The sequence below is a fragment of the Streptomyces sp. NBC_01089 genome (genome assembly GCF_045162975.1).
In the GTDB taxonomy this organism is placed as follows: domain Bacteria; phylum Actinomycetota; class Actinomycetes; order Streptomycetales; family Streptomycetaceae; genus Streptomyces.
This window is the reverse complement of sequence record NZ_CP108660.1, coordinates 1,523,279-1,549,957: the sequence shown is the minus strand read 5'-3', so window position 1 is coordinate 1,549,957 and position 26,679 is coordinate 1,523,279. Positions and strand designations below refer to the sequence as shown.

The 26,679-nt window shown below is 71.9% G+C and carries 21 protein-coding genes; 11 read left to right on the top strand and 10 right to left on the bottom strand.

All coding sequences use genetic code 11. The features are described from left to right. Positions 1-63: 63 nt before the first annotated feature. Positions 64-3,165 (bottom strand): alpha-mannosidase, encoded by a 3,102-nt coding sequence (locus tag OG510_RS06875; protein WP_406135879.1) that lies wholly within the window; start codon positions 3,163-3,165, stop codon positions 64-66. Positions 3,166-3,359: 194 nt separating this feature from the next. Here OG510_RS06875 and OG510_RS06870 point away from each other — a divergent pair, with 194 nt between their 5' ends. Next, positions 3,360-3,797: an ATP-binding protein gene (locus OG510_RS06870; RefSeq protein ID WP_406135878.1), complete on the top strand. Its 438-nt coding sequence runs from the start codon at positions 3,360-3,362 to the stop codon at positions 3,795-3,797. A 46-nt stretch (positions 3,798-3,843) separates the two neighbouring features. On the opposite strand, the gene OG510_RS06865 is transcribed toward OG510_RS06870, so the two are convergent. After that, the gene (locus tag OG510_RS06865; RefSeq protein WP_406135877.1) at positions 3,844-4,914 is read right to left on the bottom strand and encodes a DUF2637 domain-containing protein; all 1,071 of its coding nucleotides are present in this window, start codon (positions 4,912-4,914) and stop codon (positions 3,844-3,846) included. Positions 4,915-5,080: 166 nt separating this feature from the next. Then, complete coding sequence (locus OG510_RS06860; protein ID WP_406135876.1) at positions 5,081-5,929, bottom strand: (2Fe-2S)-binding protein; 849 nt, start codon at positions 5,927-5,929, stop codon at positions 5,081-5,083. A 120-nt stretch (positions 5,930-6,049) separates the two neighbouring features. Between OG510_RS06860 and OG510_RS06855 the strand changes: the two genes are divergently transcribed. Continuing rightward, on the top strand, positions 6,050-6,892 hold the full coding sequence (locus OG510_RS06855; RefSeq protein ID WP_406135875.1) for a GntR family transcriptional regulator: 843 nt from the start codon (positions 6,050-6,052) through the stop codon (positions 6,890-6,892). Positions 6,893-7,010: 118 nt separating this feature from the next. Here the strand turns inward: OG510_RS06855 and OG510_RS06850 are convergent, their stop codons facing one another. After that, positions 7,011-7,781: a hypothetical protein gene (locus OG510_RS06850; RefSeq protein WP_406135874.1), complete on the bottom strand. Its 771-nt coding sequence runs from the start codon at positions 7,779-7,781 to the stop codon at positions 7,011-7,013. A gap of 153 nt (positions 7,782-7,934) precedes the next feature. Further along, positions 7,935-9,638: a PucR family transcriptional regulator gene (locus OG510_RS06845; protein WP_406135873.1), complete on the bottom strand. Its 1,704-nt coding sequence runs from the start codon at positions 9,636-9,638 to the stop codon at positions 7,935-7,937. A gap of 285 nt (positions 9,639-9,923) precedes the next feature. On the opposite strand from OG510_RS06845, the gene OG510_RS06840 reads away from it, so the two are divergent. The 6 genes from OG510_RS06840 (at position 9,924) to OG510_RS06815 (ending at position 18,354) form a co-directional block, all read left to right on the top strand. Then, positions 9,924-10,814 (top strand): FAD binding domain-containing protein, encoded by an 891-nt coding sequence (locus OG510_RS06840; protein ID WP_406135872.1) that lies wholly within the window; start codon positions 9,924-9,926, stop codon positions 10,812-10,814. Further along, positions 10,814-11,407, top strand: coding sequence for a (2Fe-2S)-binding protein (locus OG510_RS06835; RefSeq protein ID WP_406135871.1), 594 nt, complete (start codon positions 10,814-10,816; stop codon positions 11,405-11,407). Before OG510_RS06840 ends, OG510_RS06835 begins: the two co-directional genes overlap by 1 nt. Before the next feature lie 2 nt (positions 11,408-11,409). Beyond that, positions 11,410-13,794 (top strand): xanthine dehydrogenase family protein molybdopterin-binding subunit, encoded by a 2,385-nt coding sequence (locus OG510_RS06830; protein ID WP_406135870.1) that lies wholly within the window; start codon positions 11,410-11,412, stop codon positions 13,792-13,794. Between the two features lie 239 nt (positions 13,795-14,033). Next, positions 14,034-15,512 (top strand): NCS2 family permease, encoded by a 1,479-nt coding sequence (locus tag OG510_RS06825; protein WP_406135869.1) that lies wholly within the window; start codon positions 14,034-14,036, stop codon positions 15,510-15,512. 37 nt (positions 15,513-15,549) lie between these two features. Continuing rightward, positions 15,550-16,701 carry an XdhC family protein gene (locus OG510_RS06820; protein ID WP_406135867.1) on the top strand — a complete coding sequence of 384 codons (1,152 nt, stop codon included), beginning with the start codon at positions 15,550-15,552 and terminating at the stop codon, positions 16,699-16,701. Between the two features lie 156 nt (positions 16,702-16,857). After that, a complete protein-coding gene (locus OG510_RS06815) occupies positions 16,858-18,354 on the top strand; it encodes a DUF6056 family protein (protein ID WP_406135866.1) in 1,497 nt (498 codons plus the stop codon). Here OG510_RS06815 and OG510_RS06810 read toward each other — a convergent pair. The 3 genes from OG510_RS06810 to OG510_RS06800 all read right to left on the bottom strand — a co-directional run bounded on the left by OG510_RS06810 (position 18,329) and on the right by OG510_RS06800 (position 20,209). Continuing rightward, positions 18,329-18,841 carry a GtrA family protein gene (locus OG510_RS06810; RefSeq protein ID WP_406135865.1) on the bottom strand — a complete coding sequence of 171 codons (513 nt, stop codon included), beginning with the start codon at positions 18,839-18,841 and terminating at the stop codon, positions 18,329-18,331. The two genes, OG510_RS06815 and OG510_RS06810, sit on opposite strands and share 26 nt — an antisense overlap. Continuing rightward, positions 18,838-19,821, bottom strand: a complete 984-nt coding sequence (locus OG510_RS06805) for a glycosyltransferase family 2 protein (RefSeq protein WP_406135864.1) — start codon at positions 19,819-19,821, stop codon at positions 18,838-18,840. Before OG510_RS06805 ends, OG510_RS06810 begins: the two co-directional genes overlap by 4 nt. A gap of 208 nt (positions 19,822-20,029) precedes the next feature. Beyond that, the gene (locus OG510_RS06800; protein ID WP_406135863.1) at positions 20,030-20,209 is read right to left on the bottom strand and encodes a hypothetical protein; all 180 of its coding nucleotides are present in this window, start codon (positions 20,207-20,209) and stop codon (positions 20,030-20,032) included. A gap of 189 nt (positions 20,210-20,398) precedes the next feature. Between OG510_RS06800 and OG510_RS06795 the strand changes: the two genes are divergently transcribed. After that, positions 20,399-21,637, top strand: a complete 1,239-nt coding sequence (locus tag OG510_RS06795; RefSeq protein ID WP_406142320.1) for a cytochrome P450 — start codon at positions 20,399-20,401, stop codon at positions 21,635-21,637. Positions 21,638-21,742: 105 nt separating this feature from the next. Here the strand turns inward: OG510_RS06795 and OG510_RS06790 are convergent, their stop codons facing one another. Further along, on the bottom strand, positions 21,743-22,249 hold the full coding sequence (locus OG510_RS06790; RefSeq protein ID WP_164266061.1) for a MarR family winged helix-turn-helix transcriptional regulator: 507 nt from the start codon (positions 22,247-22,249) through the stop codon (positions 21,743-21,745). Between the two features lie 57 nt (positions 22,250-22,306). Further along, the gene (locus OG510_RS06785) at positions 22,307-24,088 is read right to left on the bottom strand and encodes an FUSC family protein (RefSeq protein ID WP_406135862.1); all 1,782 of its coding nucleotides are present in this window, start codon (positions 24,086-24,088) and stop codon (positions 22,307-22,309) included. 378 nt (positions 24,089-24,466) lie between these two features. Here OG510_RS06785 and OG510_RS06780 point away from each other — a divergent pair, with 378 nt between their 5' ends. Then, the gene (locus tag OG510_RS06780; protein ID WP_406142319.1) at positions 24,467-25,762 is read left to right on the top strand and encodes an ROK family protein; all 1,296 of its coding nucleotides are present in this window, start codon (positions 24,467-24,469) and stop codon (positions 25,760-25,762) included. A gap of 382 nt (positions 25,763-26,144) precedes the next feature. After that, positions 26,145-26,666: a flavin reductase family protein gene (locus OG510_RS06775; protein ID WP_406135861.1), complete on the top strand. Its 522-nt coding sequence runs from the start codon at positions 26,145-26,147 to the stop codon at positions 26,664-26,666. Positions 26,667-26,679 lie beyond the last annotated feature (13 nt).

The window sequence follows — 26,679 nt, the reverse complement described above, 5'->3', positions numbered from 1 at the left end:
CCGGCCCTACGCGCCCCGCCTGAGCAGCACCGTACGCGCCCGGCCGTACGCGACCGGCCCCGCTCAGGCCGGGCGCAGCCGCAGGGTCAGGATCTGGAAGGGCCGCAGCGTCACCGCGAGCCTGTCCCCGTCGGCCGTCACCTCGCGCAGCGGCCGCTCCAGCAGGTCGGTGACCTCGGCCCGCTCCACCGGAAAGCCGAACCCGACCGTGGCGTCCGCGCGGCCGCCCGCCGACTCGTACAGCCGCACCACCACATCACCGCCCCGGTCCTCCGCGAGCTTCACCGACTCCACCGTCACGGCCGGATGGTCCGTGGTCACCAGCGGCGCGAGCGCCGGCGCGTCCGCCGTCCGCAGCGGCAGATTGAGCGCGAGCCCCTCCCGTACGGCGTCGGTCACCCCGGCGCCGGGGTACAGCGCGTAGCTGAACCGGTGGGTGCCCAGATCCGCCTCCGGGTCCGGGCTGTGCGGCGCGCGCAGCAGCGTCAGCCGTACGGTCGTGCCCAGGCCGTCCCGGTGCTCCGCCCGGGTCACATCGTGGCCGTACGTCGAGTCGTTGAGCACCGCGACCCCGTACCCCGGTTCGGCGACCCGCAGCCAGCGGTGCGCGCAGATCTCGAAACGGGCCGCGTCCCAGCTGGTGTTGGTGTGCGTGGCGCGGTGCACATGGCCGAACTGGATCTCGGCCGTCGACCGTTCGGCGTGCACATCGAGCGGGAAGGCCGCCTTGAGCACCTTCTCGGACTCCTGCCAGTCCACCTCGGCGACGATGTCGAGGCGCGGGCTCTCGGCGTCCAGCCGCAGTTCCTGAGTGATACGGGAGGCCCCGAAGGTCCGCACGACCCGCACCGCGGCCCGCAGCGGCCCCTCGGCGACGACCTCCACCGAATCGGCGTCGGTGAGATCGGTGCGGCTGCGCCGGTAGTGCCGGTCGATGTCCCAGGCGTCCCACTGGTTGGGGTGGTCGGGGTGCAGCTGGAGCAGATTGCCGCGGCTCCCGGGCGCCAGGACCTCGCGGCCCGCCGTCAGGTCGCGCACCGAGGACAGCAGCCCGTCCGCGTCCACCGTGGCCCGCAGCAGCCCGTTGTCGAGCACGGTCTCCGGGCCGTCCACGGCCACCGTGACGGCGGCGCCGGGCGCCGTGCCGCCGAGCGGCGCGGACCCGAGCGGCGGTACCTCGGCGAAGGCGAGGGCGCCGTCCGCCGTGCCGCCGTGGCGGTCGGTGCGCACGACCTCGCGGCGCCCGTACGGTGACGCGTTGAGCACCGCCCCGGGGGTATGGGTCTCGCTCAACGGCCGCACGTCAGGGCCGAGTTCCAGCGCTGCGAGCGCCCCGGCGATGATCGCCTCCAGCTCCTCCCGTACCCCCGCATAGGTCTCCCGCGCCTCCCGGTGCACCCAGGCGATCGACGACCCCGGCAGGATGTCGTGGAACTGGTGCAGCAGCACGGTCTTCCAGATGCGGTCCAGCTCGTCGTGGGGATAGGCGTACGCCCCCGACCGGAGCGCGGCGGCCGTCGCCCACAACTCGGCCTCCCGCAGCAGGTGTTCGCTGCGCCGGTTGCCCTGCTTGGTCTTCGCCTGGGTGGTGTACGTGGCGCGGTGCAGCTCCAGATAGAGCTCGCCCGACCAGACCGGCGCCTGCCGCCCGTACTCCTCCTCGGCCGCAGCGAAGAACGCCGACGGCCGCTCGATCTCCACGCGCGGTGAGCCCTCCAGGTCCCGGAGCCTGCGCGCCTTCTCCAGCATCTCGCGGGTCGGACCGCCCCCGCCGTCGCCCCAGCCGAACGGCACCAGGGAGCGGGTCGCCCGGCCCTTGTCGGCGAAGTTCCGCTCGGCATGGGCCAGTTCGGTGCCGTGCAGCTGTGAGTTGTAGGTGTCGACGGGCGGGAAGTGGGTGAAGACCCGGGTCCCGTCGATGCCCTCCCACCAGAAGGAGTGGTGCGGCATCCGGTTCGCCTGGTTCCAGGACAGCTTCTGGGTGAGGAACCACCTGATCCCCGCGAGCTTCGCCAGCTGCGGGAAGGCCGCCGTGTAGCCGAAGGAGTCCGGCAGCCAGATCTCCTCGGTCTCGACACCCAGCTCCTCGGCGAAGAACCGCCTGCCGTGCACGATCTGCCGGGCCAGCGCCTCGCCGCCCGGCATATTGGCGTCGGACTCGACCCACATGGAGCCGACCGGCGCCCAGTTGCCGTCCGCCACCGCCTTCTTGATGCGCTGCCAGATGTGCGGCTGGTGCTCCTTGACCCAGGCGTACTGCTGGGCCTGCGAGCAGGCGAAGACAAGCTCCGGGTAGTCGGCGGCCAGCGCGGTCACATTGGCGAAGGTACGCGACGCCTTCCGTACGGTCTCGCGCAGCGGCCACAGCCAGGCCGAGTCGATATGGGCGTGGCCGGTGGCCGAGATCCGGTGCGCGCCCGCGTCGGCGGGCCTGGCCAGCGCGGGGGCGAGCGCCGCCCGCCCGGCCGCCGCCGTGCCCGGCACATCGTGCAGGTCCAGCGCGTCCAGCATGTCCTCAAGGGCGCGCAGGATCTCGTGGTGCCTGCTCCGGTCGGTGGGCAGCTCCCGCATCAGCTCGGAGAGCACCTCGATATCGATGACCAGCTGCCAGACGTCCTCGTTGAGCACGGCGAGATCCGCGGATGCGAAGCGGTAGACGGGGTCGTCGCCCGCGGTCAGCACATCGCCCAGCGGAGTCGGCTCGAAACCGTGCCGCAGTACGGCCGGGTTGGCGGCGGCCTCCAGGAGCAGCCGCACCTGCTCGCCGCCCGCGGCGGGGGCCGCGACGGGCACATGGCGGTTGCGCGGATGGATGCCCTTGACCGGCACGCCATCGGCGTCGTAGACCATCCCCTCGGCCTGGAACCCCGGGCCGTCACCGGTGAACCCCGGATCGATCACGGCCTCGACCCGGCGGCCCGCCCAGGCGTCCGGGACGGCGCCCGCCAGCCGGAACCAGCTGGTCGACCAGGGCCGGCCCCACTGCGTCCCCGCCGCGAAGGGTTCGTACGTGCCGCGCAGCGCGTCCGCCACGGGCACCGGCTCACCCGGCACGTGCCAGACGGACAGGGTGAGCGCCACCCGGTCGGTGTACTGAGCGGGGCGGATGAACTGGTTGAGGGCCCGCTCCAGGCGGCCCTCGACCAGCGATCGGTCGTCGTGCATCGCGGCTCCTACGGAATCGGCTCGGCGTGACGTTCCCCGCTTGCCTTCCCCGGCGGAGCGCACGGCACCCGCCCGCCATGCGTGAGCACCCGCCTGCCGGGCATGCATTCCGTGAGGCCGTTCGGACACGGCAGAGCACCACCACAGAGCACCACGACTTGCAGGCGGGGGATATGACGGGGCGTCATAGTGGCATGAGTACCGCACCTGACCGGCGCGGCCAGGGCTCCGGCACGCCAGGGGGGCGCCGGAGCGGGCGGCTCCGCCGGAGACTGGGCCGGGGGGATCTGCCGGCGGTGAAGGACGTACGGCACGGGCTGAGGGAGCTGCTGCGGCGGTGCGGGAGTCAGAGCAGCGCCGATGTGGCCGAGCTGCTCACCAGCGAGCTGGTGACGAACGCGCTGATCCACACGGACCGGGGAGCGGTCGTCACGGCCGGGGTCGGCCCGGCCGGACTCCGGGTGGAGGTGCGGGACTTCACGGACGGGCAGCCTGAGCCCTACCGGGCGTCCGACGAGAGTACGCACGGCCGGGGGCTCGCCCTGGTGCAGGCGCTGGCGGACGCCTGGGGGGTGCGGACGCACGAGGTGGGCAAGTCGGTCTGGTTCGAACTCGAAGGCGGTCAGGTGTGAACCACACCTGACCGCCTCCGGGCCGCTGGGCCGAGCCGTCGGCCACTCAGCCGAATTGCTGTTCGAGATCCTTCAGTTTCTGCTCCAGGGAGTCGAGGCGGGGGAGCGTCTGGGTGTCGTCCTCGGCGGTGAGGTCGACGGTCGTGGCATCGGTTCCCGGTGTGGCCCGGTCGGAGTCAGGGCTCGTCACGGCCTGCAGGGAGGGCCTGGAGCGTAAGGGCAGCTGTCCTGGCTCGGGTATGGCAGGCTCCGATACCGCTTTCGCCGCGCCGACGGCCGGGGGTGCGGCCGCCGCCTCCACCTGACGGCCGGCCCGGCCGCGCCCCAGCGACCGGTGCTGCCGGTTGATCGCCTTGAGGTGAGCCCGCTCCAGCTTCTCGTGCTCCCGCTTCCGGAGCCGGTCCTGTTCCCTCTTGCGCCGGTCGTCGCGGACCTCGTCGACCGCCTCGTCCAGTGTCCGTACGCCCTCCAGGAGCATCAGCGACCAGGCGCCGAAGGTCTCCCGGGGGGCCCGCAGCCACCGTACGATCCGGATCTGCGGCAGCGGCCGGGGCACGAGCCCCTGCTCGCGCAGCGCGGCCACCCTGGTCTGCTTCAGCGCGCGGTCGAACAGCACCGCGGCCGAGAGCGACATCCCCGCGAAGAACTGCGGGGCGCCCGCGTGGGCCAGACCGCGCGGCGCGTGCACCCAGTTGAACCAGGCGGCGGCCCCGGCGAACGTCCACACCAGCAGGCGCGAGCCGAGCGCCGCGTCACCGTGGCTCGCCTCCCGTACCGCCAGCACGGAACAGAACATGGCGGCGCCGTCGAGGCCGAACGGAACCAGGTACTCCCAGCCGCCCGTGAGGTTGAGGTTCTGCCGGCCGAAGCCAACCAGCCCGTGGAAGGACAGCGCGGCGGCGACCGCCGCGCAGCAGAACAGCAGCAGATACGAGGCGGTGCCGTACACCGCCTCCTTGTGCCGTCTGCGTTCCTCGCTGCGCTCCCAGGTGTCGTCGGCCGAACCCTTGTCGGCGGAGCGCCTGCCGCGCACGAGCACCGCCACCGCGACCAGGACCCCCGCGATCATCACGCCACCGGGAAGCAGCCAGTCCAGAGATATGTCGGTCAGTCGCATGCGGTGTCCCTTGCATCGCGTCAGTGCATTGCGGCCGCAATATTGGCCCAGATCCCGGGGCGCCCAGAGCGTTTCGGGACAAGAGCACGCCAACGGAGTGCGGGGAGCACCGGATAGGGGCGATCTGATCGAACTGCCTTGCGTATGAGCCGTGTTGGGTTCGAATTCAGTCAGCCGAAGGAGGGGTGTCGGCGCTGAGCCGGGCGACTCGGTCGGCATCGCAGGTGCGGGGACAGGTGACGCAGGTGTCCCCGGGGCGCACGGTGTAGAAGAGGCAGCAGCTCGCCCGGTCGCGGGTCGGCAGCGTCCTGCCCTGCGGCCCGGCCAGTTCGCGGAAGCCCGCGGTGCCGACGTACGGGGCGGTCGTGCCCGGCAGCAGCAGCTCCAGCTCCGCCACCCCGCGCGCCTCGTCGCCGAGCAGATGGGCGACGTACCAGAGGCCCTCGACGATCTCGTCCGTCGCCATCCCCCACAGGGCCCGCCTGCCGCGGCGCATCCGCGGCCCGAAGCCGTCCAGCACCGGTTCCAGATGCTCGGCCACGGCCGCCCGCACCTCGGCGCGCAGCGCGTCCTCGTCCGCCACCACATACGCCCCGGGCTCACCGGCGGCCGGGTCGTCCGGCAGGCAGGCGAAAGCACCGGTTCTCACGGCCATCCGGCCCAGAGTGCGCTGGAAGGCGACGGAGCCGACCGGCAGCCTCGGCACCCTGCGGTGCAGGAACCACGGGACGGTGATCAGCAGACAGGCGGGCCAGGCGTACCGGTGGAAGCCGAAGCCGGCGATGACGTCGGACCTGGCGTGCTGCCCGTAGTCGCGCAGCACCTGGGCACTGTCCCAGTCGAGGAAGGCGTCGAGGTCGGCGCCGCCCGCCGCCAGGCCGGCCGCGGTCACCCAGCCGCCGCCGGACGGGGCGGGAGCGTCCGCCGACTCGGTGACGGACAGACTGGGGAACACCTCGGCCAGCCGCTCGTAGGCGGCGGTGACGGGGGAGCGCAGCAGGGTGGAGACAGTCATGCAGGGACCACCGAATCGCGATCGTTTGCAGGTAAGCCTTACCTTATCCGATCCGATCGATGTTTGAACTGCGGCCCGGTCCGCCTATCGTGCTGAACAGGACGCCGGAGGAGGACCCAGGTGGAACAGGGCAGAGCACGCGACGTGGTGCAGCCGTCCGTGCCCGCGTACCCGCCCGGCCCGGCCCGGATCCCCGATCCCGCCCGCAGCCCCGAGCGCTCGGATCGGTCGGATCGGGGCGAGGCGACTGGTCCGTCCGGTGGTGAGCACAGCCGCTGCGCACCGGCCGCCCCCGCCGTACGGCCGGTGCCCGGTCTGCCCGCGCCCGCCGGGGCGAAGCCGGTACGCCGCCACTCGGTGCGCGGCCAGGTACTCGACGCGCTGCGCACCGCCCTGGTCGACGGCGAGCTGGTTCCAGGCGAGGTCTACTCGGGTCCGGTGCTCGGTGAGCGCTTCGGTGTCTCCGCCACCCCGGTACGTGAGGCCATGCAGCAGCTGGCGGTCGAGGGCGCGGTCGAGGTCGTGCCGAACCGGGGCTTCCGGGTCGCCGAGCGGAGCGCACGGGAACTCGCCGAACTGGCCGAGGTGCGCGCCCTGATCGAGGTCCCGGTGATGCTGCGGCTGGCGCGCACCGTCCCGGCGGGCCGCTGGGCCGGGCTGCGGCCGCTCGCCGATGCCACGGTCTCCGCCGCCGCGGTCGGTGACCGTGCCCGCTACGCCGAGTCCGACCGCGCTTTCCACGGGGCGGTGCTCGGGCTCTCCGGGAACCAGCAGCTGGTCGCCGTCGCCGACGACCTGCACCGCAAGGCCCAGTGGCCGCTGGTGAGCGCGCCCGTCACCCGGCGCGCCGACCTCCTGGCCGACGCCTCGGAGCACACGGCCCTGCTGGACGCCCTGATCGCACGCGACCTCGCGGTCGTCCAGTCGCTCGTACGGGAGCACTTCACGGGATCGCCGGGCTGACACAGCCCGGCCGAGCTGACGGAGCGCCCGGCGGCGGGAGAACCCGGCCGAGTGCCGCCGACGGCGCTCCCGTACTCCGGCGGCGCACACCGGTGCTCCCGTACCCCTGTCCCGCGGCTCACACCGCCGCGGCCGGTGGGGTGAGCTGCGCCGCAAGCCAGGTCGGTACGCCGTCGAGCAGCCGGAACAGCCGGGCCGCCTCGGCCCGCAGCCTGGTCGCCTCCGGTTCCGGCTCCGCGTCGGCCAGCGCGGCGAGTGCCGGGGCCGTGCCGACGAGATAGCCCAGCTCCTCCCGTATCCGCAAGGACTCGGTGAAGCCGTGCTTCGCCTCGGCGAGTTCGCCCTCGCGCAGGGCGAGCGAGGCCAGATGGCGCCAGGTGAAGGAGAGCAGCAGCGTCTGGCCGTGTGCCGTGGCGCCCGCGTGGGCCCGGCGGTAGGCGGCGCGCGCCGACTGGGCCGAGTCGGCGAGGTTCTGGGCGATCAGCCCGCGGCGGAAGTCCAGCAGCGGCCGGCCGGGCGAGCCGGGCGCGATCAGCGCGGCCGCCCTGCCCATCGCGGCCCGTGCCTCGTCGGCCCGGTCCCTTATGCCCAGGAGCGTGGACGCGTAGCCGAGCTGGCCGCGTTCGCAGGCGGCGGCACCGCGTGCCTCGTCGCCGCGGGCGAGCGCCTCGGCCGTCCGCAGGGCGTCCTCCGCGTCCGTCCAGCCCTGCTCCGTGTAGAGACACCGCTCGATCAGCAGCGCGGCCCGGTGCAGGGCCGCTTCGGCGTCGTGCTTCGCGTGCGGTTCCAGCAGGGCGGCCGCGTCCGCCCAGCAGCCGCGCGAGCGCAGCCGCCATACCGCGGTCTGGAGTGGAGGATCGTCATCAGGTGTCGTTCCGTAACCAGACATGGCGGTATAGGCCACATTGCCCTCCCCGAGCGCACCATTGAGCTGTTGAGTCTGGGCGCATCTCAGCACGGATTGGCACGCCGGGCCAAGGGGTCGGGTGAATCAATTCACAATCTTGCCGGTCCGCGCGGACCCCCGCCGGGGCCCGGCGCGTCAGCTCATCCGCAGGGCCAGGAAGAAATCGAGCTTGTCCTCCAGGCGCGAGAGATCACGTCCCGTCAACTGCTCGATCCGGCCGACGCGGTAGCGCAGTGTGTTGACGTGCAGGTGGAGCCGGGTCGCGCAGCGGGTCCACGAACCGTCGCAGTCGAGGAACGCCTCCAGCGTCGGGATCAGCTCCGCCCGGTGCCGCCTGTCGTAGTCCCGCAGCGGGTCGAGCAGCCTGGCGGTGAACGCCCGGCGCACGTCGTCGGGGACGAACGGCAGCAGCAGCACATGCGAGGCGAGCTCGTGGTGGCCGGCCGCGCAGACCCGGCCGGGACGGGCCGCCGCCACCCGCCGGGCGTGCCTGGCCTCTTCCAGGGCGCCGCGCAGCCCCTCGGCGGAGTGCACCGAAGCGGAGACCCCGAGCGTCAGCCGCCCGTCGTCGGCGAGCCCGGCCGTGAGCGGTTCGCGTACGGAGGTGAGCAGCTCGTCGGCGTGCAGCCCGGCGTCCGGGCCCTGCTCCGTACCGTCGTCACCGGCCCCCTGGGTGAGCGGCGGCAGCGGAACGAGCGCGATGGCCTCGTCACCCGTGTGGGCCACCGCGATCCGGTCGGACGAACCGGGACCGCCGCCGCCCGGCAGCGCCTGCTCGACGAGGATCTCCTCCAGCAGGGACTGGGCCACAGGACCCGCGTCGATCACCGGGCCCTCCTGCTGCTCCCAGTCCACCCGGGCGACGACCACCTGCCAGCGCGGGGCCGACCCGATCCCCGGCATCAGCACCGGCGCCGCCACCCGCAGCCGGGCCGCGATCTCGGCGGGCGGCGCACCCGTCTGGACGAGTTCGAGCACTTCCTGGGCGAGCCTGCGCCGTACGGTGCGGGCCGCGTCGCGCCGGTCGCGCTCGACCGCGATCAGCTGGGTCACGCCCTGGAGCAGATCGAGCCGGGCGGCGGGCCAGTCGCTCGCGTCCGCCTCGACGGCGAGCAGCCAGTCGGAGAGCACGGTCTCGCGCACATCGCGCAGCCCGGATGCCACACCGCGCCCGCCGCCCCGCACCGGGAACAGCGAGTACGAGGTGGAGCCCACCGTGATCCGGTGCGGGCCGCGGCGGCCGGTCCTGGTCGCGGCGAGGTGCCCGGCCGCGAGCACGGCCCCGGCGCCTTCCGGCAGCGGGGCGCCCGCCCCGGCGATCTGGCGTCCGGTGGGCGAGAGCACCCACGCGTGCAGATCGAGATCGGTGGTCAGCAGATCGAGCACCACGTCCGGGCCACCGCCCGCGGGGCCCGACGTCATCAGCCTGCGGTGCCGGTCCACGACCGCGGCCAGGTCCCCGGCCCGCTCGCCCGAGACCTGGCGCACCACGTACTCGGTGACGACCGCGAAGGCGACCGACTCCTCCACCGCGAAGATCGGCAGCCGGTGACGCTCACAGGCTGCCACCAGGTCGTCCGGGATGGCCCCCAGCTCCGCCTCGCCCGCGGCCAGGCCCACGACCCCGGCGCTCGCCAGGATTCGTACGAACGGCTCGGAGTCCTCTGCGGTGCGCCGCCAGGCGAGCCCCGTGAGGACCAGTTCACCACCGGTGAGGTACCGGCTCGGATCGCGCAGATCCGTCGTCATCACACCGCGGACCGTGCGGTCCAGCTCATCCTCACCGCCGAGCAGCCGCAGGCCCAGTGCGTCCGTGTCCAGCAGTGCGCGCAGCCGCATCTCGTCGCCGCCGATCCATGTCGTCCGCCGTTCCGGTGCAGCCGGTCGGCGGAACTTGTCGTTTCCCGAGGAAAGCCGAGAGGTACCTGAACTCCGTCTTTCGTTCGAACATACAAGACGACCAAGGTCACCAGCCAACTCCTTCATGGTTTCGGTGACTGCACCCCGCGCGGCCCGGCTTGTGTACTTGTGCCGTCAAGCGTTAACAGCAGATGAACGTCCAGTCGAGGGCCGGCCGTCCCGGGCCCCAGCGAACAACCCGAATGAGAAGAAGAGAGCCGCTTCATGGACTTCCTTCGCCCCGCCAGCTGGGAGGAGGCGCTCGCCGCCAAGGCCGAGCACCCCACGGCTGTGCCGATCGCCGGTGGTACCGACATCATGGTGGAGATCAACTTCGACCACCGCCGGCCCCAGTACCTCCTGGATCTGAACCGCATCGGCCTCCTCAGCGAGTGGCACGTCGGCGAGGAGACCGTCCAGCTGGGCGCGTCCGTTCCGTACGCGAGGATCATGGAGAACCTGCGCACGGAGCTGCCCGGTCTCGCGCTCGCCTCGCACACCGTCGCCTCCCCGCAGATCCGCAACCGCGGCGGTGTCGGCGGCAACCTCGGCACCGCGTCGCCCGCCGGTGACGCCCACCCGGCGCTGCTCGCCGCCGGCTGCCAGGTCGAGGCCGAGTCCGTGCGCGGCTCCCGCCTGATCCCCATCGACGACTTCTACACCGGGGTGAAGCGCAATGCGCTCGAACCCGACGAGCTCATCAAGTCGGTCCACTTCAAGAAGGCCGACGGCCCGCAGCAGTACTCCAAGGTCGGCACCCGCAACGCCATGGTCATCGCGGTGTGCGCCTTCGGGATCGCGCTGCACCCCGAGACCCGGACCGTGCGCACCGGCATCGGCTCGGCCGCCCCCACCCCGATCCGGGCGAAGGCGGCCGAGGACTTCCTGAACGCGGCGCTCGAAGAGGGCGGCTTCTGGGACAACGGAAAGATCATCACCCCGTCGATCGCCAAGCAGTTCGCCGAGCTGGTCTCCGGTGCCGCGAACCCGATCGACGATGTCCGCGGCACGGCCAGCTACCGCCGCCACGCCGTCGGCATCATGGCCCGCCGCACGCTCGGCTGGACCTGGGAGTCGTACCGCGGCAACGGCCGCAGCACAGAGGGAGTCGCATAATGCGCGTGAACTTCACGGTCAACGGCCGTCCGCAGGAGGCCGACGACGTCTGGGAGGGCGAGAGCCTGCTCTACGTGCTCCGTGAGCGCATGGGCCTGCCCGGTTCCAAGAACGCCTGCGAGCAGGGCGAGTGCGGCTCCTGCACCGTGCGCCTCGACGGTGTCCCGGTCTGCTCCTGCCTGGTCGCCGCCGGCCAGGCCGAGGGCCGCGAGGTCGTCACGGTCGAGGGCCTGGCCGACTACGCCAAGCACCGCGACGGCGCCCACCCCGGCACCGGCTGCGCCTCGTCCGACTGCGGCACCAGCCTGGACGCCGCCAAGCGCTGGCAGTCCAAGCCGGCCGACGGCGCCACCGGCGAGGCCCGCGAACTCTCCCCGATCCAGCAGGCGTTCATCGACGCGGGCGCCGTGCAGTGCGGCTTCTGCACCCCGGGTCTGCTGGTCGCCGCCGACGAACTGCTGGAGCAGAACGACTCGCCGTCCGACGCGGACATCCGCGAGGCGCTCTCCGGCAACCTCTGCCGCTGCACCGGTTACGAGAAGATCCTCGACGCGGTCCGCCTCGCGGCCGCTCGCCAGGAAGAGACGGTCTGATCATGGGCGTCACTGGTTCACCCACCAATATCCAGCAGGGTTCGAAGACCAAGGGCGGTATCGGCGAGTCCACGCTCCGCCCCGACGGCACCCTCAAGGTCACCGGCGAGTTCGCCTACTCGTCCGACATGTGGCACGAGGACATGCTCTGGGGCTTCACGCTCCGCTCCACCACCGCGCACGCCGAGATCAAGTCGATCGACGTCTCGGAGGCGCTCGCGACCTCCGGCGTCTACTCGGTGCTCACCTACGACGACCTGCCCACCGAGGTGAAGAACTACGGCCTGGAGATCCAGGACACGCCGGTTCTCGCCCACGGGAAGGTCCGCCACCACGGTGAGCCGGTGGCCCTCGTCGCCGCCGACCACCCGGAGACGGCGCGCCGTGCCGCGGCCAAGATCAAGATCGAGTACGCGGAGCTGCCCGTCATCACCGACGAGGCGTCGGCGACCGGCCCGGACGCGCTGCTCGTCCACGAGGGCCGCGACGACCACCACATCGGCCACGTCCCGCACCCGAACATCGTGCACCGCCAGCCGATCATCCGCGGCGACGCCGACGGGGCCGCGCAGCGCGCCGACGTCGTCGTCACCGGCGACTACTACTTCGGCATGCAGGACCAGGCGTTCCTCGGCCCCGAGTCCGGCCTCGCGGTGCCCGGGGAGGACGGCGGTGTCGACCTGTACGTCGCCACCCAGTGGCTGCACTCGGACCTCCGGCAGATCGCGCCCGTACTCGGCCTGCCCGAGGACAAGGTCCGGATGACGCTGTCCGGCGTCGGCGGCGCGTTCGGCGGCCGCGAGGACCTGTCGATGCAGATCCACGCCTGCCTGCTGGCGCTCCGCACCGGCAAGCCGGTCAAGATCGTCTACAACCGGTTCGAGTCCTTCTTCGGCCACGTCCACCGCCACCCGGCGAGGCTCCACTACGAGCACGGGGCCACCAAGGACGGCAAGCTCACCCACATGAAGTGCCGGATCGTGCTGGACGGCGGCGCCTACGCGTCCGCGTCCCCGGCCGTCGTCGGCAACGCCTCCTCGCTCGCCGTCGGTCCGTACGTCATCGACGACGTCGACATCGAGGCCCTGGCGCTCTACACCAACAACCCGCCCTGCGGCGCCATGCGCGGCTTCGGCGCGGTCCAGGCGTGCTTCGCGTACGAGGCGCAGATGGACAAGCTCGCGGCGAAGCTGGACATGGACCCGGTGGAGTTCCGCCGGCTCAACGCCATGGAGCAGGGCACGCTGCTGCCGACGGGCCAGGTGTGTGACTCACCGGCGCCCGTCGCCGAGCTGCTGCGGCTGGTCAAGTCGCGTCCGCTGCCGCCCGAGCAGCAGTGGCTCTCGGCCGGCGAGGACGCGGACGTCCGCGCCCTGCCCGGCGGGCTCTCCAACACCACGCACGGCGAGGGCGTCGTACGCGGGGTCGGGTACGCGGTCGGCCTCAAGAACGTCGGTTTCTCCGAGGGCTTCGACGACTACTCCACCGCCCGGGTGCGGATGGAGATCATCAACGGCGAGCCCGTCGCGACCGTGCACACCGCGATGGCCGAGGTCGGCCAGGGCGGCGTCACCGTCCACGCGCAGATCGTCCGCACCGAACTCGGCGTCAACCAGGTGACGATCCACCCGGCCGACACCCAGGTCGGCTCGGCCGGTTCGACGTCCGCCTCCCGGCAGACGTACATGACCGGCGGCGCGGTGAAGAACGCGGCCGAGGCGGTACGCGAGAAGGTCCTGGAGATCGGCCGGGTCAAGCTCGGTACGTACCACCCGGCCTGGGCCACGGCCGAACTCCTCCTGGAGGGCGGCAAGGTCGTCACCGACGGCGGCGAGGTCCTGGCCGACCTGGTCGACGTCCTGGAGGACGAGGCGGTCGACCTGGAGCTGGAATGGCGCCACCGTCCCACGGTCGCCTTCGACCTGGTGACCGGGCAGGGCGACGGCCACGTCCAGTACTCGTTCGCCGCGCACCGCGCGGTCGTCGAGGTCGACACCGAGCTGGGCCTGGTCAAGGTCATCGAACTCGCCGTGGCGCAGGACGTCGGCAAGGCGCTCAACCCGCTCTCCGTCGTCGGCCAGATCCAGGGCGGTACGACCCAGGGCCTGGGCGTCGCGGTGATGGAGGAGATCATCGTCGACCCGAAGACCGCGAAGGTGCGCAACCCGTCCTTCACCGACTACCTGATCCCGACGATCCTCGACACCCCGACGATCCCGGTCGACGTACTCGAACTGGCCGATGAGCACGCGCCGTACGGTCTGCGCGGTATCGGCGAGGCCCCGACCCTGTCCTCCACCCCGGCCGTACTCGCGGCGATCCGCAACGCGACCGGGCTCGAACTGAACCGGACACCGATCAGGCCGGAGCACCTCACGGCCACCTGACCGTCCCCCAGCTCTCCGGGCGGCGCTGTGCCTCCTAGGAACGTCACAACTTCCCAGCGCGCGCCGCCCGGAGCCCCCAGTACCGCCCCGCTCGCGGTCCTTGCCCCCACAGTCCCCACACAGTGCAGTACTCAGTTCGTCTCGGGCCGTCCCCCGGGTCGTGCAGCCCACGCAACATCCCAAATCCCGCGTCTCCAATCTCCAGGCGGGTGCCCCTTTGAACCTTGGGAGTAGGCACCATGACCCAGCAGTCCCTTGAGCCGGAGACCGTCCCGGAAGACGCCGGCGCAGGCACGCGCCAGCCGTCCGGACGGTCCTGGCTGGACCGGTACTTTCACATAACGAAGAGAGGCTCCACAGTCGCGACGGAGGTGCGCGGCGGCATCACCACCTTCATGGCGATGGCCTACATCATCCTCCTCAACCCGGTGATCCTCTCCGGGGCCGATGTCACGGGCCACCATCTCAACGGCGGCCAGATCACCACCGCCACCGCGCTGGCGGCGGCCGTCACCACCCTGGTGATGGGCTTCATCGGCAATGTGCCGCTGGCTCTCGCGGCGGGGCTCGGCGTCTCCGCCGTGATGGCGTACCAGGTCGCTCCGGAGATGACCTGGGGCAACGCGATGGCGATGTGTCTCATCTACGGCGCCATCATCGTGCTGCTGGTCGTCACCGGCCTGCGCGAACTCATCATGAACGCCATCCCACTGGCGCTGAAGCACGCCATCACCATGGGAATCGGCCTCTTCGTCTGCCTCATCGGCCTGATCCAGGCCGGTTTCGTCACCGGGATGAAGGGCCCCGGCGGCGTCACCGGAGCGAAGCCGCTCCAGTTGGGCACCAGCGACATGCTCACCGGCTGGCCGGTGGTCTGCTTCGCCGTCACCCTCCTGCTGATCTTCGCACTCCAGGTCCGCAAGGTCCCGGGCGCGATCCTGATCGGCATCGTCGGCGGCACCGTCTTCGCGGCGATCGTCCACCAGGTCGCCGGGCTCTCCCAGAAGGACTGGGGACTCAACGCCCCCGCGCTCCACGGCTCGCCCGTCAGCGCACCTGACTTCGGCCTCTTCGGCAGTGTTTCGTTCAGCGGTATCGGCCATGTCGGCGGTATCACCGTCGGCGTCATCGTCTTCACCCTCGTACTCGCCGGATTCTTCGACGCGATCGGCACGATCATCGGTGTCGGCCAGCAGGCCAACCTCGTCGACAAGGACGGGAAGATGCCGGGCCTCAACAAGGCCCTGACCATCGACGGTGCCGGCGGCATCGTCGGCGGGCTCGCCGGAGCTTCGGGCCAGACGGTCTTCGTCGAGTCCACCGCGGGTGTCGGTGACGGTGCGCGCACCGGCCTCGCCAGCGTCGTCACCGGCCTGGGCTTCGCGCTCTGCCTGGTCTTCACCCCGCTCGCCCAGCTCATCCCCACCCAGGTCGCGTCCGCGGCGCTGGTCGTCATCGGCTCGATGATGCTGACCAACGCCAAGCACATCGACTGGAACGACCAGGCCACCTCCATCCCGGTGTTCCTGACCACCGTTCTGATGCCGTTCGCCTACTCCATCACCGTGGGCATCGCGGCCGGCGTCATCTCCCACGTCCTCATCAAGGCCGTCCAGGGCAAGTTCCGGGAGATCGGCTGGCTGATGTGGGTACTCACCGCAGTGTTCCTCGCTTACTTCGCCCTCCATCCCATTGAGAGCTGGCTGGGCGTCAGCTGACGCCCGCCCCCTTTCACACATCCGTGAGGAGACCGACATGCTGGACATCGCCGAAGAACTGAACCGGTGGGTCGAGCAGGGACGCGAATTCGCCGTCGCCACCGTGGTGGCGGTCGGTGGAAGCGCGCCGCGCCGCCCGGGAGCCGCACTGGCGGTGGACACCGAAGGCACGGCGATCGGGTCGGTCTCCGGCGGCTGTGTGGAAGGGGCGGTCTACGAACTGTGCCAAGAGTCCCTGGAAACGGGCCGCCCTGTTGTCGAACGCTTCGGCTACAGCGACGAGGATGCCTTCGCCGTGGGTCTGACCTGCGGCGGAGTCATCGACATACTGATCACCCCGCTCCGCGCCGACGCACCCTCGCGGCAGACGTACATGGCCGCGCTGGCCGCTGCCGCCGAGGGCACGTCGGCAGCCGTCGCCCGCGTCACCGAAGGCCCCGACGACCTGCTCGGCCGCGCCGTACTGGTCCACACCGACGGTTCGTACGAAGGGACGCTCGGCGGCCACCGCGAGCTGGACCGCACCGCCGTCGCCGAAGCGCTCGCCCTGCTGGACGCGGGCCGCACCGAGACCGTCACGATCGGCGAGGACGGCTCCCGCTGCGGCCGCCCGCTGACCCTGCTGGTCGAGGCGAGTGTGCCGCCGCCCCGGATGATCGTCTTCGGCGCGATCGATTTCGCTTCGGCCCTGGTCAGCGTCGGGAAACTGCTCGGCTACCGGGTCACTGTCTGCGACGCGCGCCCGGTCTTCGCGACCGCCACCCGCTTCCCGGACGCCGACGAGATCGTCGTCGACTGGCCGCACCGCTATCTGGAGTCCACCGAGGTCGACAGCAGGACGGCGCTCTGCGTCCTCACGCACGACGCCAAGTTCGATGTGCCGCTGCTGAAACTGGCCCTCACCCTGCCGGTCGCCTATGTGGGCGCGATGGGCTCACGCCGTACCCACATCGACCGGAACGCCCGGCTCCGCGACGTCGGCGTCACCGAGATCGAACTGGCCCGCCTGCGCTCGCCCATCGGCCTCGACCTCGGCGCCAGGACCCCCGAGGAGACCGCCCTCTCGATCGGCGCGGAGATCATCGCCCACCGGCGCGGCGGCACCGGCGTCCCGCTCACCGGCGCGCACACCCCCATCCACCACGACGGCTCGACGGCGCCCGCCGGCCGGATAGGCTCCGTCGCCTGATGCCTCCGGGCAGTGCGTGCTCGGGGGAGACGCACTGCCCGGCTTCACCCGATCGGGGCAATTAGGTGTCCTGAGGGGGTACGGGATGGAACGTGCGGGCATCGAATCACGTCTTCGGGGCCGACCGGCAATATCCCCCGAGAGGCAGTGGTGCACATGGCCGTCGACGCATCGAGCGTCACCGTCCCCAGGCAACCGGGCGACGGAGACCGGACGTCGAGAGGCCCCGGACGTGAAGGCCCGCTCCGGGAACTGGCCAGATCCTGGGCGCTCGTCCTCTCCCTGGTGCCGCTCGGCCTGCTCGCCGCCGCGGCATGGTACGGGCAGTATGTGCGGCCCAGCGCCGACGAGTGGTGCTTCCTGCCGTACGTACGCGACCACGGCATCTCCGGGCTCACCGGCAAGTTCTACTTCCACGACAACGGCCGGATCGCCAACGGCTGGCTCGTCGGCCTCTACGCCGAGCCCGGGGTCCCGGGACACCAGTGGTTCGGACTGGTCAGCGGTGTAGTGATGGTGGGGCTGCTTTGGGCGGTGGCCGCCCTGGCCGTCCGGGCCTGCCGGCTCACCGTGCCGCGCGGCGTGCCGCTCCTGGTGGCCTCCGTCAGCGCCGTGGTCTTCCTGCTCGCCACCACCAACACGTACAAGACGTTCTTCTGGCCGGCGGCCTCCGTCTCGCACACCGTGGCGCCCGTGCTGGCCTGCGCCGCCGTCATCCCTGCGCTGCTCGCCCGCGGCCCCCGGAGCAGGATCGCCGCCCTCGTCGTCGCCCTGTTCGCGGGCACCTTCCTGGGGACGCTGTCCGAGGAGACCTCGGTGGTGGTCATGGTGGTCCTCGCGGGCGTCGTGCTCTTCGCCGGGCAGGTCTTCACCGTCGGCGCACGGGGCTTCGTCCGCCGCTGGGCGCTCGCCACGATGGCCGGGGTGGCCATCGGCGTCCTGCTCCTGGTGACGTCACCGGGCTCCCGCGAGCGGCGGGAGAAGTTCGGCGCCGGCACCTCGATGCTGGCCCCCCACTCGCTCTCCGCCTCGCTGCACCTGTACGCCCACATCCTCTGGACGGTCCTGACGACCTGGCAGTACCTGGGCGCGGTCGCGGCCGGGCTGGTGCTCGGGCTGGTGGCGCGCCGGCAGAAGCAGGACGTCCTGCTGCCGTGCCGCCCGTTCCTCATCGCAGGCGTCGGGCTGCTGGCCTTCCTGGTCTCCGGCTTCCTGTGCACCGTCATCACGTACCCGGTGTTCGGGAAGCACGTCCTGACCACTCAGCGGACCTGGAACGACTATCTGCTGCTGTACGTCGTGCTGCTCGTCGGCATCGGCGCGCTGCTGGGGCGCGCGATCAGGCTGCGCCCGGCCGGTGCGCTGGCCCTGACGGCCGCCGCGGGGGTCGTCTGCGCCGGGGTCTGCGTCTCGCTCGCCCCGCCGCTGCACACCCTCGGCCACCAGATGCACGTCAGGGCCGAGAGGTGGGACCGCCAGGACCACTGGATGCGGCAGCAGGCGGCGGCCGGTGCGAAGGTACTGCCGTACAAGCCGCTCCACGTGGGGAAGATGCTGGAGCCGTTCGGGAAGAAACCGCACGGCTGGCCCGCCAGTTGTGTCGCCGACTACTACCACGTGGAGCGCGTCACCCACGCGAAGCGGCTGCCCTGACCCGTTCGTCGCCGGGCGCGGGCGCCGCGGCGCCCGAGTCGATGGCCCAGCGGGCCAGCAGGAAAGAGACGGGAGTGACGAGGACACCGGCCGCGACAGCGGCGATGTCCTCGTTCATCCCGAGCATGCTCACCGCCAGATAGAGCAGGATTCCGCTGCCCACGACATTGACCAGGCCGGACAGCGGATAGCGGGCGAACGCGCGCCAGGTGGGGCGGGTGCGGCAGGTGATGTACGAGTTGAGCAGGAACGACACGGTGATGCCCACGGCCCAGCCCAGCACATGGGCCGCCAGATACGGCATCCAGTGGTTCAGCGTGGCGAACACCGCGTAGTAGACAGCGGTGTTGGCGACCCCGATCGCCGCGAATGTGACGAACTGCCCGAATGTACGGGCCTTCGCGGCCGGCTTCGGGGAGCTGTCCGGCTGCCCGGCCTGCGGGGGAGGGGCGGGCGCGGGGGAGGGGCGCGTCGCGTCGGGGCTCATGAGGTCGGCCGCACCTGGCCCGCGGCCTCCAGCGGGGCGCGCGGCGAGAAGTCCCTGGGCCTGTTGTCGGTCTCGCTGACCACGTAGTGCGGCCTGCGCTTCGACTCGTGGTAGATCCGCCCGACGTACTCGCCGATGATGCCGAGGGTGGCGAGCTGGATCCCGCTGAGCGCGACGATAGCGGTGAGCAGCGTCGCGTATCCGGGGGTGTCGACCCCGTCGAGCACGACGTTCCCGATGATGTACGCCGCGTAGACGAGCGCGGAGAGGAAGAGGCACAGGCCCGTGTGGATGGCCAGCCGCAGGGGCTTGCTGTTGAACGAGAGCAGCCCGTCGATGCCGTAGTTGAGCAGATGGCGGCCGCCCCACTTCGACTCGCCTGCCGCTCGCTCGACGTTCTGGTAGGTGAAGCTGACGGTGTCGAAACCGATCCAGGAGAAGATCCCCTTGGAGAAGCGGTTGCTCTCCGGGAGGGACAGCACACTGTCCACGGCGCGGCGCGACAGCAGCCGGAAATCACCGGCGCCGTCGATGACTTCGACGTCCATGCAGCGCCGGACGAGCCGGTAGTACATGCGGCTGAGTGCGGTCCGCAGCGCGCCCTCGCCCGTACGGTCGCGCTGGGCGACGACCTGGTCGTATCCGTGCCGGTGCAGATCGAGCATGCGCGGCAGGAGCGTGGGCGGGTGCTGGAGGTCGGCGTCCATCAGGACGGCCGCGTCACCCGCGGTCATCCGCAGTCCGGCGAGCATCGCCGACTCCTTGCCGAAGTTGCGGCTGAAGGAGGTGTAGCGCACCCGTGTGTCGTCGGCCGCCAGCCGGCGCAGTTCGTTCAGGGTCCGGTCACCGCTGCCGTCGTCGACGTAGCAGATCTCGAATGTCTCCCCGGTCGGTTCGAGGGCGGCGACCAGGGCGGTGTGGAAGTCACCGATCACCTCCGCCTCGTTGTAGCACGGTACGACAACCGAAAGATGGACCATCGTCATTCACTCCGTGTCTCGTGCGAACGGCGATTTCCCTCCGGAAATCGCTACCCATCAAGAACGGTGGTGAGGGCGGTGGGGTTGCCTGTCGTGACCAAACCGATTCAGACTTTGCGTCACCGGGCCAACACGATCGAAAAGCAACCGAACGGTGGCGAGTCGGACCCGGTACGGGGGTGCGGGGCGGTGTAGAGCGGTGTACGGCTCAGCCCTGCGGGACTCTCTCCGACGCGCGCCGCTGGGGCAGCGCGCCCTGCCAGTACTGCGCGGGGTCCGCCTGCTGGAGGGCTTCCTCGGCGAGTTTCCGTGCCTCGGCGAGAACGTCGCCCTGCTCCTGGACCAGCTGGTCGTATATCGGCGAACCTGGGGTGGAGAGGTAGCTCACTGTCGTACGTTCCTTGGGTCTCGGGTTCCTGTCCTGCCGCTGGTGCCCGGAAACGGCCGGTCCATGCACGATCGGCCGCACGCCGCTCCGGCCGGCTCGCCGGCGGGACGGTCAGGACCCACCGGATCCAGCCGGCCCGACCCAGTCAGGAGTCCCGAGTTGAACACCTCACCTGTCTCCCCGCACCGGATGGACCCGGCCGGCGGCTGCCCGCACGCCGCCAACGCGCGGCTGCTGGCCGGTGGCGCGGTGGTCCCGGTCGTCCTTCCCGGCGAGGTCGCCGGCGCGGCGGTCCTCGGGCACGCGACGCTCAAGGAGTTCCTCACGCACCCCGATGTCGCCAAGGGGCCGCAGCACTTCACGGCGCTCCGCGAGGGGCGCATCGGGGAGGGCTGGCCGTTGCGGACGTTCGCCACCGTACGGTCCATGACCACGGCCGACGGCGCCGACCACCGCAGGCTGCGGCGCCTGGTGAGCCGGGCGTTCACCGGCCGCCGGGTGGAGTCGCTGCGGCCGCGGATCGAGACGCTGGCCGCCGGACTGCTCGACAGGGCGGCGGAAGCGGCTGGTGCGGCGGCAGCGGCGGGCGGGGACGGCACGGTCGATCTGCGCGGCCATTACGCGCTGCCGCTCCCGATGGGCGTCATCAGCGAGCTTCTCGGTGTCGGCCCCGAGCACCGGGAGCGGCTGCACCACCTCTCCGAGCAGGTGGTCTCCACCGGGATCGGACCCGAGGACGTGGTGGCAGCCAATCAGGAGATGGCCGCGGTGCTGGCCGCGGTCGTGGCGGCGCGGCGCGAGCGGCCCGGCGACGATCTCACCAGCGCGCTGATCGCGGCCCGTGAGGAGGACGGCGACCGGCTGAGCGAGCCGGAGCTGACCGGCACCCTGCTCCTGATGATCGTGGCCGGTCATGAGACGACGCTCAACCTCATCGTCAACACCGTACGGGCGCTCTGCGCCCACCGGGAGCAGCTCGACCTGGTGCTGGCGGGCCGGGCCACCTGGCTGGACGCCGTGGAGGAGACGCTGCGCTGGGACAGCCCGGTCAGCTTCTTCCCGTTCCGCTACCCGACCCGCGAACTGACCGTCGGTGGCACGGTGATCCAGCCCGGCACCCCGGTACTGGCCGGATACACGGCGGCCGGCCGCGACCCGGCCGCCCACGGACCCGACGCCGACCGGTTCGACCTCACCCGGGACGCCCGCCATCTCTCCTTCGGGCACGGCCCGCACGTCTGTCCGGGCGCTCCGCTGGCCCGGCTGGAGGCCACCATCGCCCTGGAACGGCTCTTCACCCGCTTCCCCCAACTCGAACAGGCCGTCCCCGAGGGGGAGTTGCCCCGGCTCTCGGGCTTCGTGGGGAACGGGGTGCTCGAACTCCCCGTACACCTCGGCCCCGACCGGAGTGCCCCGGCGCCCCGGTGAACGGCCCCGGCGCCGCGGTGAACGGTCCCGGCTTCCCGGTGAACCGCCCCGGCGCCGCGGTGAACGGTCCCGGTGGCGGGGCGCCGGGGCGTGCGACGTGCCGGCTCACTCCACGATGCTGCCCAGCCGCCCTTCCAGCAGCACCAGCAGTTCGCTCAGCGCATCGGACAGCTCGGCCCGGCCCCGGGCGTCGATCCCGTCGAGCAGCGCCGCCTCGTACCGCAGCTGGACGGGGAGCAGCCGGTCGAGGAGCGTGCGCCCCTCATCGGTGAGGGAGAGGTGCGAGACACGGCGGTCGCGGTCGTCGGGGCGCCGGGCGACGAGCCCCCGCTCCTCCAGCTGCCGTACGCGCTTGGTCACCGCGGCCCCCGACGCGAAGGTCTCGCGGGCGATCCGGCCCGGCGTCAGCTCACGGTCCACCCTGCGCAGGGTGCCGAGTACGTCGAATTCCGGCCGGGAGAGCCCTTCCCGCCGGAGCGGTGCGTCGGCGGCCTGCTGCAGCAGTGCGGAGCAGCGGTTGAGCCGTCCGATCACCGCCATCGGGTCGGTGTCGAGCCCGGGCAGCACCTGCTCCCATTGCCGGATCACCCCCGCGACGATGTCCTCGGCCATGTACACCCTCCTCGCTCTCGGTCGGGGTCGATTCTGCCCCCTGGGCGAGCCGTCTCCCTAAGCGGCCGGTGCGGACGGCGCGGTGTGGCGTACCAGCAGGGCGAGGGTGCGGTGGCCGTCCTGTTCCGCGGTGGCCACCGGTCCGGCGGGCAGGGCGCGTTGCCACCACTCACCGGCGGCGACGTCGGCGGCCTCGTGCAGCTCCACCAGCGCGAGTGCCAGACGGTCCCGGGCCCACCCGGTCGTGTGGTCGGGGACGGCCCGCAGTTCGACGATGCGCCGTGCGGCGGCCTCGGTCGCCGTGACGTGGGCCAGGGCCGCTTCGATACGGTCGGTGGCCCGGCGGTTGGTGACCAGCAGACAGCAGAGCAGCCCCAGGGCCGCGCCCATCAGGGTGTCGAGCGCGCGGTCCGCGATCAGGGTGCGGGCGGGCAGGGTGGCGCCGAGCTGGGTCAGCAGCAGCGCCATCGGGGTGACGCACACCGAACCCAGCCAGTAGTTGCGGGTGATGAGGGCCTCCGCGCCGATCTGGAAGGCCAGCGCCAGCGCCACCATGGTGAGTTGGCCGGTGTGGATCAGCGGCAGGAGCGCGAAGAACAGGGCGAGGCCGAGTACGTTGCCGATGAGGCGCTGCACGGCCCGCTGCCAGGAGAGCGTGGTGTTGGCCTGGAAGAGCGAGGCGGCGGTGACCACGGCCCAGTACGGATGCCCCACCCCGACGGCGAGCGAGGCCCAGCCCGCGAGCGCACAGCCGACGGCCACCCGCGCCCCGATGGGCAGCAGCGGTGACCCAGGACGCAGCCGTGCCAGCACCTGGCGCACCCCGGGGGCGCGGCCGGGCGGCGGAGGGCCCGGCCGGAGGGCGAGAATCCGGTCGTCGGCGGGGGTGAGCACGGCCGGGGGCAGTGACCGGCCGCGCCGCAGGACGCGCGCCAGGTCCGCGCACCGCTGCCCTTCGCTGTCCGGATCCGGCGCCGGTGTGACGGGTACGCCGGGTGCGGCGAGCGCGGCGGGTGCGGCCAGCGCGGACTCCGCGTGGACGAGCAGCCGTTCCAGTGCGGCCCGCTCCGATTCGGCCTGTTCCGGTGCGGTCCGCTCATCGCCGCTGCCCGGCCGGACTTCCGGCCGGACCAGAGCGAGGGTGCGCCGGGCGGCATGGACGGCGGTCGCGGTGGCGTGCCGGCCGGCGAGGCCGCCCTGCTGCTCGGCCCGCCACAGCGCGGCGGCCGCCTCCAGGGCCCGGGCGACGGCGATCCGCTCCGGTCCGTGCGGCCGCACCAGCGCCGGAGCCATCCCGACGGCCCAGGCCACCGCTCCGCCGCCGAGCGCGAGCGCCAGATGGAAGGGCACCTGTCCCAGGTGCTGGGGCACGAAGAAGGCGGACGCGGCGATGAACGTGAAGATCAGATTGCCGGGCGGCCCTATCCGGGTCGCGTCGCAGACCGTTTTGTGGAGGGCGGCCAGCAGCGAGGCGAGCAGCACCAGCAGTACGGGCGAGGTGACCAGCGAAGCGGACAGCAGCGCGGCACCGAGGCTCGCGACCATGCCGAGCACCACCCACAGCAGGGTGCGGGCGCGCGCCGCGTACGGCAGACCGTGTGCGTACAGGGCACACATGGCCCCGGCCGATGTGTAGAGGACGAGGTCCATCCGGCCGAGCGTGAGGAGCACCGCGTCGGGTACGGCGAGCGCCACCGCGGCGCTGAGCGCGGGTTTGTGCCAGATGTCGACGGGGCGTCTCAGCTGGAGCGTGGACCGCAGGGGGAGCGGGCGGGTCCGGGGGAGCCGCGCTCCCCCTTGTCGTCTCCCTGCCTGTTGTCTCCTGGCGTGCTTCGGCATAGTAAAAGCTTAGCAGGTGTTTTACTCGTAAAAGAAAAGCCGCTCGTCGGCCGCTGTCCATGATGTGGTCGATGGTTTGACCGGGTTCGGCCGTGCCGGATACGTTGCGCGCCATGCAGCCCTCCGCACACCTGACGACGCGTGGTCATGTCGACCTCAAGCGTGTGTGCTCCGCTGCGTGTCACCGGGCCTGAACGCACCGTCTGTACGGCGCCGCCCGCTGACGACACCTCCCCGCACCGGTTGCACCGGACGGCGCGGCGCCCCCTGGAAGAAGCAGCGCTCCGCCGGCGGCCCCGTCGGCGCGGTCTGCCGTGGGGCTCCCGCACCGGAGCCCCAGCTGGAGTGCCACCCCCACCGAGTACCGGGATGCCATCCGTGGACCGTACGCCCGCTCCCGCCCGCCGCCCCGTCCCTGTCCGTCGCACCGCTCCCGTCCGCCGCTCCGACATACCGGCCGCCGGCCCGCAGCGGCGGGCCGGCACCGCCACCGGTGCGGTGCTCGGCGCGATCCTCGACCACGGCCCCGTCGCCCGCTCCACCGTGGCCCGTCTCACCGGGCTGTCGCCCGCGTCGGTCACCGGCCACTCCAGACAGCTGCTGGCACGTGGGCTGATCCGGGAGGCCGCCGAGACGGCCGGGCCACGCGGTCTCGGGCGGCCGCACATCCCGGTGGAGATCGACACCGGTCAGTGCCTGGTGGCCGGTGCGCATATCGCCGTGGCCCACTCGACGCTCTCCCTGATGGACCTGCGGGGCCGGGTCGTCTCCGAGGACCGGCAGCCGCACCGGGACACGGACCCCCGGCGGGTGCTGAGCGCGCTGGCCGCGCGGCTGCCCGGGCTGGTGGCCGCGCACGCGGACGGCCGTACGGTGCTCGGACTCGGGGTGGCCACCGGGAACCGGGTCGACCCCGCGGCCGGGACGATCGTGCACCACCCCCAACTGGGCTGGCGCGATGTGCCCGTACGGGAGTACCTCGCCGCCGCCACCGGGCTGCCGGTCCATGTCGACAGCCACGCACGGGCGTTGGCGCGCGCGGAGCAGATGTTCGGTCAGGTGACCACCCGCAGCAGCGCGGTCCTGCTCTTCGTGGGCGCGGTCATCGACGCGGCCTTCACCTCCGCGGGAACGGTCCATCTGGGGCCGCGCGCCGGGGCCGGGAGCGTCGCGCATCTGCCGGTCGGCCCGGTCGGCCCGGATGGCCAGGTCGGCCGGGCCGGTGCCGCGATGTCCTGTGTGTGCGCCAGGCCCGGCTGTCTTCACTCGGTGGCATCGGAGTCCGCCCTGCTGGGCATGACGGCCGAACAGGGCCTGCGCGTACCGACGTTCAGGGAGCTGCTCGATCTCGCCCTGGCCGGTGAACCCCGTGCACGCGAGCTCTTCGGGCAGCGGGCCCGGTACGTCGGCCGGGCTGTGGCCCTGCTGCTCGACACCTTCGACCCCGAGATCCTGGTGGTCGTCGAACCGGCGGCCGCCCGGCTGCCGGAGTGTCTGGCCGCCCTGCGGGCGGAGGCGGGCGCACGTTCCCTGGTCTGCGACGACCCCGAACAGGCCATCGTGCCGGGCAGTTTCACCGGTTCGGTGCTGGCCACCGCGGGCGGTGCGGTGGCGCTGGGCGCCCTGTACGCGGACCCGCTCGGCCCCTGGCCCGCGGTGACCGCTGTGTGCTGACCCGACTCCAGCCCCGGCGGCGCGCGGCCGAATTAATTCAGAACGTTGCATTGTTGACCCGGCGGGAAACAGGACGCGAGGATGGATTCATGACCGGATCGCAGCGGATTTCCCCGTACATGTCCCGTGGGGCATGCGGCTGCTGCTGCGCGGTCGGGCCGGCCGGCCTCTTCGCCCGCCTTTTCTGTTGTCGCCACGCCGGGGTGTCCCGATAGCCGCTGGGCGTTCGGCCCACGCCTGCTGAAGAGCGCGCGGAATTGCTGTGGTTCCGCCCCCGCGCTGTCTCTCTTTGCGCTGTCTCTTTGTTCCTTTCGCTTTCCTGCCTCCGGGTGTGCCGTGCCGATCCGTCATGCCCGACGGCCCCATTTCTCCTGGGGAGATCATGACTGTCACCGCTGCTCCGTACCCCGTACCGTCCTCGTACTCCGCGCCCGCCATCCCTCCCGAGCGGTTCCGGCAGGTCTTCCGCCGGTATCCCGCCGGGGTGGTGGCCGTCACCGCCGACTCCGGGAAGGGGCCGGTCGGGTTCACCGCGACCTCGCTCACGTCGCTCTCCCTCGACCCTCCGCTGGTGTCCTTCGGCATCGCGGTGACCGCCTCGTCCTGGCCGCACATCGAGCGTGCCACGACAGCCGTCGTCAACTTCCTCGGCTCCGAACAGGAGTCGCTGGCCAGGACGTTCGCGACAAGCGGCATCGACAGATTCGCCGCGCCGACCGAGTGGCGGCGGCTGCCCGGCGGCGAGCCGGTGCTCGGCGGGGTGGCCGGCTGGCTGCGGATCGGCGTCGAGCAGATCGTGCCGGCCGGGGACCACCGGATCGTGGTGGCCCGGGTCGAGGACTCCTGGCTCGACGAAGGCAGCAGCCCGCTGGTCTTCCACGACGGCAACTACCTCTCGCTCTGAACCCGTTGCCCCG